This window comes from Methanohalophilus sp. DAL1, assembly GCF_001683555.1.
GTDB classification, from domain to species: domain Archaea; phylum Halobacteriota; class Methanosarcinia; order Methanosarcinales; family Methanosarcinaceae; genus Methanohalophilus; species Methanohalophilus euhalobius.
In genome coordinates, this window is record NZ_MAFX01000043.1 from 1 (window position 1) to 8,323 (window position 8,323).

An 8,323-nucleotide genomic window follows, 5' to 3' on the forward strand; every position below is an offset into this window, starting at 1 on the left:
GGCGTGGGAGGTATATCAAGTTTCATTTCCAGTCCGGCGCCTCGCCACTTCTAAGCAGCAGGAAATCGATCTCTGAGTGAGTCATTCCTTTTCTTTTGGCTTTCCTTTTTATGGATTTGACATATTTCTCTTCATTCTCAGGAAATAACAGATCCATCCCCTCTGTGGCTTTAATGGCTAAAATCACACTGGGGACTTCCTTTTATGAAAAATGAATCAGTGAAAGTTAGAGGAATCTGCAGAGCCCTTATCGCAGTATCTTTTCTGCCCATCCTTCTTAAAATAATAGTTACCCCGGAAGATTGTAGAAGGCAAAGTCGCCATTCTACAACCCCAAAATTCTGTTTTTGTGGCAGTTCTAATCAATTTCTCAAAAATCTTACTGAACAATGTATGTAACCCGGACTGACATTGAAACCCTGGACTCACCCGGCTCAATTGGTGTTGGCGCCGGTACGGCAGGACCCATTGCCAAACTTTCCTCATAATATGTTCTTGGCTGAGTACCATCGGATATCGATGATGACTTTACACCTACAATCTCCACACCCAGGTTTTCAGCCAGTACTTCGGCCTTTGATGACGCGTCGGCCACAGCTTCGGTGATCAGGTCCTCATGCAATTCTTTCTGTTTTTCATCAGAAACACTAAAAGAAATTCCTCCGATCTGATTTGCTCCTGCAGATGCAGACCTGTCAATCATCTCCCCGAGAATATCGAGATTTGTAGTGGTAATCTGCACACTATTGGAAGCCGAATACCCTTCAATTGTTCGTGTCCCTTCTTCATAATTGTATTCAGGTCTCACAGAAACACGTGATGTCCGGATATCTTCCTTCTCCAGGCCAAGGTCCTTAAGTTCCTCGATAACCGCATTCATAATAGCTGCATTCTCCTGACTCGCTTCTTCTGCAGTAGGGGCCATGACCTCTGCACCAATGTTCAGGGTTGCAGTGTCGGGCACAACCATCATTTCCGCATTTCCATTCATCTGCAGAGTATTTTCTGAATCACTGTCAGATCCACCCACCGATTCTGCATACAACGTAGCTGCCATTAGCACCAGAACTACTGAAAGTGCAATGATTACGTAATATGACTTATCTTTATTATTTTCCTGAGCCATTTTATCTTCTCCTTTATTCATATACTAGATGTACCGCTAGGTATTAAAAAATTGTCTAAGGTTCGAATTCGTTCGAAGTTACCTCAAAAAAGACTGGCAGAGAAAACCCCTTCTCTGTTCAGGTATTTCAAATTCAATTCTTATGTTAAAGGATAGTCTGCAACGTCTGCTGACACACTCCCCCCAAACGTTAGTTGTGCAAATCTGTCAGGTTGTTAACATTCTAAATTTACAAAATAACTATAAATTTACCTTTTTATCTTCCAATGACAGGAGATATTCCAATGATGGATAACAAGGATGAACTGATTTATCTTCTACATGATACCCGCTTAAACACTGTTTTATCCTGGGCTATCGTACTGGTACTTATATTCCTGGCAACCGTGAATTTTTTTGAAGGACGTTATACATGGACAATTCTGATCATCTTTATAGTAATTATCGTTATTTTGCCAGGATTATTTTTCTGTAAACCATCTGTAATGCCATACTGGTTACTATTGCTCCTGGTACTGATCCCTATTGTTGGAAATACAACAGCCTATTATTTTTTCCTTACACGGATTCCTGTGTATATTTCGGTCGCTACGCTCTCCCTTTTAATTGTGGCTGAAATAAACTGGTTTACTTCAGTGCGAATGAATCCTAAGTTTGCAATTTACCTTGTGATAATTACGACACTTGCTGTAACCGGTATGTGGCATTTCATGAGATGGGCGCTGGACGTAATGATTGGAACTACATTTCTCCTTGATGGCCGCTCGGTGGATGTGATCAATACTGCAGTAATGTATGAATTCATTTATGCACTGATTGCTGGTATTGTTGCAGGCGTTTTGTTTGGATGGTATTTCAAAACCATGATAGGAAAAGGCACTTCCAGCATCATATTTCCAGATGGGGGTATGGATGTATCCCAGAAATACATCCATTCAGAACCGCCGAAGGTTATTAGAAAGCGGTTGGGTTTATCTGTCCAGAAACAAAAGAATATAACAAGATTTTTACAGGCATGTCTTGTAATACTATTAATACTTGGTGTTCTCTCAAGGGATCTGCATATATTGCTACGTGCATTTTTAGCACTGATAATTACTTTTGTGCCTGCATTTATGAGACAGAGATATAATCTTCATCTTGATCCGTCATTAGCTTTGTGGATAACTATTGCAGTATTCCTTGATGCTCTTGGTACATTTTGGTTATATGATAACCTTGCCAGATGGGATAATCTGACCCATGCCGTATCTTCAAGTACAATTGCGGCTGCAGGATATGTAATTGTAAGGGCTATTGATATTTATGATCCGGAAATCCATATGCCTCCGGGAACGATGTTTGTATTCATTCCCCTGTTTATCCTTTCAACAGGTGTAATATGGGAGATTTTGGAATTCATAACTGATGAATTGGCATTGATGCTTGAAATAGGCGCTTTTCTTGCCCAGCATGGTATTCACGATACAATGGGGGATATGCTATTCAATTTGATAGGAGCAATTGTAGTGGCTTTCTGGGGCACCGTCTATCTAAATAGCCTCTCATATAAAATCGCAGAAATCTTTGAGGAGAGATTTGATAGCAATAAACAATAATTTATCATTAGCACTCCTTCCTCGATTATTTAAAAATAGAAAGGAGATCTTAGATCAAAATTTGAATTAAGATCTCACTCAGTTGATTCCGGTTCACTGATTTCAGGCTCATCAATCTTTTTGGGATCCCGTACATCCTGGCCGGTTTTTCCCATGTACAGGAAAGTCCACCACAAAGTGAATACTGCAGGTATTACCACAATACTCAGCACAGTGCTTATGATACTCCATATAATTGAAAGATACTCAAATGAGGCAAACAATGTACCAAGAGAATTGAGTGCAACAACCACCACAATGGTAAGTAACCACAATATCACAACAGCGGCCTTGTTATTAAGAAAGAACCTGTACCCGGTCTTTAGAGCCTGAATCGGTCCGAGATCGTTAACAACAAGTGCGTAGTAGGATACTGCTAATATGATACTTACTGCAATACCATAAATAATCCATAGCAAAAATCCAGCACCCAGTACTAACAGATTTTGCATTATCGCATCAATATTGGTGAGGTCGCCCACCTGTAAAATACCGGGTATGACAAATACAACGCCTGCCAGCATTATCAGATAAAACAATATCTGGAACAGGAATAAATTGAAAAAATGTTTCTTGCCGGAGTTGATCATCTCTTCATAACTGGTCCTGCCAGTTAGTGCTACATCTTTTGCCATGCCTACCGCACCGGCTGTAAAAAACACTTCTATTAAAGAGCTGATTATCAGCAATATCGCAAATCCTCCACCTAAGTACACAATATGTGGAGTGATTGCTTCAATAATATCGTCCATGACAGGGTCGGCCATCAGTGGCGCTACAGATGGTACTACTGCTGCTATAAACAAAAACATGTAAGCTATCCAGATAATACCTATTATGATAACAGAAAGAATGAACGGAACTGATATCTTCAAATTCTTCGTCCAGGCAGTAAAGCCCCGGTTTAATACTTCTTCTATTGTTATTGGCATCTGATCCCCCCTCTTTGCAATCAAACATATAGGGTTGTGCAGGTATACATATTCATCGGGTGCTAATATGATTCATCTCTTTTGAAACAGAAGACTCCTTCCGTAAGGGGGTAGTTGACATAAATCGGCTCATGAATGAAAACAGTCACACTTATATAACATAACTAATATTTTTGTGTCATCATTAAGTGAAAGGGACCGGGCTAAAAACATCATTGTACCCCCAATACACCACAATCCCCCTCTATATTCTCCGGTCCCATATCCTCTCTAATATCAGGTGTATGTTTATTACTGTGGTAGGTTTTCTACAGAGCGATTAGTCTGTAACATATCCTCCAGACCAATCAGAATCACTCCATCTTTCTCTGCGACCTCCTCCATCCGTGGAGTAAAACCTGCCCGGCTTATCAGGGCGAAATGTTCCTGCTTTCAGGATACCAGTCCACAAACCCGCCCTTTTCCTTCAGTGAATAATACACATCCGGTCCAACCTTTTGCACTTTCATTATTTGAGATGTTGTAAGTCTTTTTCTCGAAAGAGGTATATACTATCTTACTTGTAAGACATATGGGTATTTTATGACTTTAATAGATGTAAAAAGTGTGACTGTCAGCAAAAAAGGGCAAATTACAATTCCCGGTGCATACAGAAATTCCGGCATGAAGATAGGCGACAAAGCAGCCGTTTTTGTGTATGATGACCACATTGAGATTCGACCTTTGTCTTTCATCGAAGAAGGATTAAGTTGTGCTATCGCTTCCCAGGAATCCCTTTCAAAAGAATGGGACACTCCTGAAGAAGATGCTGCCTGGGATCATTTGAAAGACTATCTGGGGAAGTAATCGATGATTTATAAAGGAAGCATAGTTATCATTCCTTTCCCTTTTACAGACAACAATAATACCAAACTCAGGCCGGCGATCGCTGTTTCTGATCAGATGAGGCGGGACGTGATACTGTGCCAGATTACATCCAGAAAACCTGCAGACAATTGTGCTGTCTATGTTTCAGATAGCGATTTATTTGAAGGCTCACTTCGCCAGGGTAGCTGGGTTCGGGTGAACAAAATATTCACAATGGACTCCAGCAATGTCCTTAAAATAATTGGAAATGTTCATTTGTACAAACAAAAAGAAATTCAGAATGATTTATTGAAACTTTTCCTGTAAGTCTTTATCTTCCAGACCAATCAGAATCACTCTTTCTCCCTCTGTGACTTCCCGCATCCGGGGAGTAAAAACGGCCCAATCAACAAATTTACGGAACATGTTTCTTATGATTGTGTTTCGTATATTGATAATGGTACTGATGGTGAACCCCTCCCTTACGAAAGGGGCTTCCTGTTTCTTCTCTTTTCCTAACGGACACAGGTCCACAGGCATCCGGATAAACTGTCATATTTGCTGTAGCACTGACCGCGGGTGCAGTGCTAATTATAAAAAGGAAGGGGTGAAGCATTCCAAACGCGGAAACACTTACACATCATTAGCAATAATTTTATTCGCATACTCTGAAGCCACAGGAAGCCTTACTAAATTCCCGGTATAGGTCATGTATATCAGATATCCCCACAATACTATACTGACCAAACCTATCAGGGAAGATATCACTCCTCCTAGAACCGGGACCATTGACACTATGATGTTCAGTATGGAAAGACCACCAAAGACAACGATCGACTGTGCTGCATTGAATCTCACAGATTTGTTCTCTTTCTCGATTAAAAGAAAAATAATGCCGGTAATAAAACCCAGGAGATAGGTCAAAACACCAGCGATATTTTCCTCAAGCCCAATACGTGTTTCACTCATTTTAAGCTGTCCTTGTTTCCACGTAGATTAAAATTTCATCCATATCATCATAATCCGAACTGGGTTGCGTACCAATTTCTAAAGTTTTACTGTCTTTGGTGGCTGTCACATATATCCTGACATCCCCTTTTTCAGTTAACATTTGGGATTGAATATTTTCCCATCCCTGTGCCTCCAGCTCATTTTCGTAGAAAATTTTGACATCTTCGGGATTATCAGAAGTTAAATATTGCACTTTTTCCTGAGTAACATCTGAACCTGTCGTGAGTGAAGTATAGTCTGTCCTTACAGAGTCGGGATACCTGGGTGCATCTGCAAAGTCCTGGCCATCTACATCCGTGGTAGGGGGAGCATCAGGTTCTTCTTCAGCAACCTGGGAACTTGTCTCATCATTGTTCATGTCGGCGACGTTAACTCCTTTTCTTGGACCGGTAATTACTGTAGCAGTCGTGATATTACCATTAACAGCTGTATTTATGCCCATAATTCTATCGTCTTTTTCAAGAGCAACTCCTACTTTATATCCTGCAAAATCTCCTTCCCAGTCAGCTATAACTTCCCAGCCTTCACTTTCTGCCGTTTGTTGCAGGTCATTTAAAACCTGAGAAGAATCCTGTGTCTCTATTTCATACTGGGTCAATGAAATGTTATCTCCCAGATTAATACTTCTAGTTTCTTCATATTCAGAGGGTATATCATCAACACCCGGGTCTCCGCTTGAACAACCACTTAATGCCATTGCGCCAATTATCATCAGAAGAACAAATAGGTACATTTTATTCGATGCCATTTTCTTACACCCCATTTTATAAATTCATCTTTTGGGTTTTGGCTGTAAATGTTGTGGAAATAATGGAGGGCTGAGGTGGAATGTACATTGAACACAAAAAAAACGGTATTTCAGGTATATCCTGGAATCTCAGGGGTTCTTGTCAGCCGGCTGGACCAATGTTAATTGACATTCAAGTCCCTTTCATTAGGGTGTAGTTGACTCTTTGTGAGATATCACAGCAGTAACTTAGCATGATACAAAAATATCCGCACATCTGAACGGATTTCAGGCAGCCACAGCCATCGTGCCAGAACTTGTAGATGGCAACTTCATCTCATTTGCCCCGGTAATCGATAATTTTAATGGCAATTCGTGATTTCGTTTAGAAACTTCCAATAATAGTTTAATATTGATAGATTCTTCTGAAACCTTGATATCTGCCTTGATCTGCTTAAGATTCTTCATGTCATATTTGGAAATTCCAAATCTTTTGGCTGCATCAAGTATTTCAATCCCGACAATCGAATTGTCCATTCCAACATCCAATAAAACACCATCAATTTCTATAGAAGACTTGTATTGGACTCCTTTTGAAAATACAAAAAAACTATCGTTGAGTGAGTCATAATCCCAGTAGTCGCTCTTACTATTGATATTAATCACTTTTTTCATCTTCTCTCACTCTTCTGTTTGCACGCTGTTTGTATGAAGTTACCAATGAAATCTCAAATGGATTTAATCGTTTAATGGATAAAACAATGATTAAGTCGTATACAACATCTATCGTATAATGTACTTTAAATTTTCCCTCATCCTGGATTATGATGCCTACCGGTGTCTGATTTGCTATTACATCATATATATCTTCAATTTCACTAAAATAATAACTTAATCGTGCTTCCCACCGTTTAATAAAATGAGCAGTATAATGCAGTCGGGATTTGTCAATGTTTGCTAAACATTCTATGAAAGTATAGAGGTCCATTTGTGGCACGTATCTCCTCGCAATTATTTTCTACTTCCACACAATACAGATGCTGTTTGTCCGGACAGTAAATATTCAGATAGCTTTTCAGTCTCTGTACGATATCACAGCAATACTGGATTTTAAAACAAATGTTCTCTTCAATTCAGTTAAATCAAGCATTATGGGTAAATTTGTTCACACGTTATTTATATTACGTGAATGAAAATGGACACGATATCTATCTGTATCTTGTCAGTATAATGATAATCGCCACTTAACTGCTGTAAGCAATCCTATCCAGTTTCCTGGAAACCTCCGGCGTATAGTAAACCTCCCCGCAGGTATCACACACATAGGCAGGTACTCTCAAAGAAACACGTTTCCCATCTGCTTTCTGGATTTCCACGTCGGTGTCTTTCTCAATCAATTTGCCCTGGCAGGGCAGAAATTACAACTGTCCGGTAACATATTGATTCATATCTTCTGGATAGCCCAAATAGTCTTTGTCTGGAAGGAAATTTCTGGCTAATATGTAAAGGATTGATTTCACACATTATTGTTTACACAATAATTGTTGTGGCAATAAAAAGTGAATTCATCATCAGGCAGCCAGAACCAGCTGGTAGATATAGATGCCTGCAATCCCTGATTGATAAATCCGGGCTTGTCTTCCATATACGATAAATTCCTACTATTTTATCGAATACAGTCGACAAAATATACAGACATTATCTGTATCATTTCACCCTACTGTACCATCACACAGCACCCACCAAGCAGATCATGGTCCCGAAAAATTCCGAGACAAAAACCATCGATATGGCCGGGAAACCCCATCCCATAAACGGCCAGAGCAGTATCTCAGGAGTCTGCCTACAAAAACCGACCCGGTGTTTTATCGATCAGGTCGGGCAGCAGCGTTGCGATCACCCCAAATTATCATTTAAAGACCAAAACCTAATATCAATTGGACACATCAGACTTAACAGAAAATGATACCAGAGGATACTGAAATGGATGTAAAAAAGGCCGTGATACCGGTGGCGGGGCTGGGGACCCGTTTCCTGCCGGTTA

The 8,323-nt window shown here is 40.0% G+C and carries 12 protein-coding genes; 3 read left to right on the top strand and 9 right to left on the bottom strand.

Translation table 11 applies throughout. From position 1 onward, the window contains the following. Nucleotides 1–22: 22 nt before the first annotated feature. Together A9957_RS08180 and A9957_RS08185 are read right to left on the bottom strand one after the other, a co-directional pair. The gene (locus A9957_RS08180) at nucleotides 23–157 is read right to left on the bottom strand and encodes a hypothetical protein (protein WP_258082637.1); all 135 of its coding nucleotides are present in this window, start codon (nucleotides 155–157) and stop codon (nucleotides 23–25) included. Nucleotides 158–379: 222 nt separating this feature from the next. Beyond that, on the bottom strand, nucleotides 380–1,126 hold the full coding sequence (locus A9957_RS08185; protein WP_096712593.1) for an SIMPL domain-containing protein: 747 nt from the start codon (nucleotides 1,124–1,126) through the stop codon (nucleotides 380–382). A 284-nt stretch (nucleotides 1,127–1,410) separates the two neighbouring features. Here A9957_RS08185 and A9957_RS08190 point away from each other — a divergent pair, with 284 nt between their 5' ends. Beyond that, nucleotides 1,411–2,724 carry a hypothetical protein gene (locus A9957_RS08190; protein WP_096712498.1) on the top strand — a complete coding sequence of 438 codons (1,314 nt, stop codon included), beginning with the start codon at nucleotides 1,411–1,413 and terminating at the stop codon, nucleotides 2,722–2,724. Between the two features lie 74 nt (nucleotides 2,725–2,798). Here A9957_RS08190 and A9957_RS08195 read toward each other — a convergent pair whose 3' ends face one another. Further along, nucleotides 2,799–3,695: a hypothetical protein gene (locus tag A9957_RS08195; RefSeq protein ID WP_096712499.1), complete on the bottom strand. Its 897-nt coding sequence runs from the start codon at nucleotides 3,693–3,695 to the stop codon at nucleotides 2,799–2,801. Nucleotides 3,696–4,277: 582 nt separating this feature from the next. Between A9957_RS08195 and A9957_RS08200 the strand changes: the two genes are divergently transcribed. Both A9957_RS08200 and A9957_RS08205 read left to right on the top strand, forming a co-directional pair. Next, complete coding sequence (locus A9957_RS08200; protein ID WP_096712500.1) at nucleotides 4,278–4,541, top strand: AbrB/MazE/SpoVT family DNA-binding domain-containing protein; 264 nt, start codon at nucleotides 4,278–4,280, stop codon at nucleotides 4,539–4,541. A gap of 3 nt (nucleotides 4,542–4,544) precedes the next feature. Next, entirely contained in the window at nucleotides 4,545–4,868 is a 324-nt protein-coding gene (locus A9957_RS08205; protein WP_096712501.1) for a type II toxin-antitoxin system PemK/MazF family toxin, read from the top strand. On the opposite strand, the gene A9957_RS08210 is transcribed toward A9957_RS08205, so the two are convergent. The 6 genes from A9957_RS08210 to A9957_RS08235 form a co-directional block, all read right to left on the bottom strand. Next, the gene (locus tag A9957_RS08210; RefSeq protein WP_096712502.1) at nucleotides 4,848–5,081 is read right to left on the bottom strand and encodes a hypothetical protein; all 234 of its coding nucleotides are present in this window, start codon (nucleotides 5,079–5,081) and stop codon (nucleotides 4,848–4,850) included. The genes A9957_RS08205 and A9957_RS08210 overlap by 21 nt on opposite strands. Before the next feature lie 93 nt (nucleotides 5,082–5,174). Beyond that, the gene (locus tag A9957_RS08215; protein ID WP_096712503.1) at nucleotides 5,175–5,510 is read right to left on the bottom strand and encodes a DUF4870 domain-containing protein; all 336 of its coding nucleotides are present in this window, start codon (nucleotides 5,508–5,510) and stop codon (nucleotides 5,175–5,177) included. A gap of 1 nt (nucleotide 5,511) precedes the next feature. Then, nucleotides 5,512–6,300, bottom strand: coding sequence for a hypothetical protein (locus A9957_RS08220; protein WP_096712504.1), 789 nt, complete (start codon nucleotides 6,298–6,300; stop codon nucleotides 5,512–5,514). 267 nt (nucleotides 6,301–6,567) lie between these two features. Beyond that, nucleotides 6,568–6,954 carry a DUF2283 domain-containing protein gene (locus tag A9957_RS08225; RefSeq protein ID WP_096712505.1) on the bottom strand — a complete coding sequence of 129 codons (387 nt, stop codon included), beginning with the start codon at nucleotides 6,952–6,954 and terminating at the stop codon, nucleotides 6,568–6,570. Continuing rightward, nucleotides 6,938–7,276, bottom strand: coding sequence for a hypothetical protein (locus tag A9957_RS08230; protein ID WP_128754781.1), 339 nt, complete (start codon nucleotides 7,274–7,276; stop codon nucleotides 6,938–6,940). The genes A9957_RS08225 and A9957_RS08230 overlap by 17 nt, the downstream gene beginning before the upstream one ends. Nucleotides 7,277–7,523: 247 nt before the next feature. Beyond that, nucleotides 7,524–7,676, bottom strand: a complete 153-nt coding sequence (locus tag A9957_RS08235; RefSeq protein WP_164909091.1) for a YgiT-type zinc finger protein — start codon at nucleotides 7,674–7,676, stop codon at nucleotides 7,524–7,526. Between the last annotated feature and the right edge of the window lie 647 nt (nucleotides 7,677–8,323).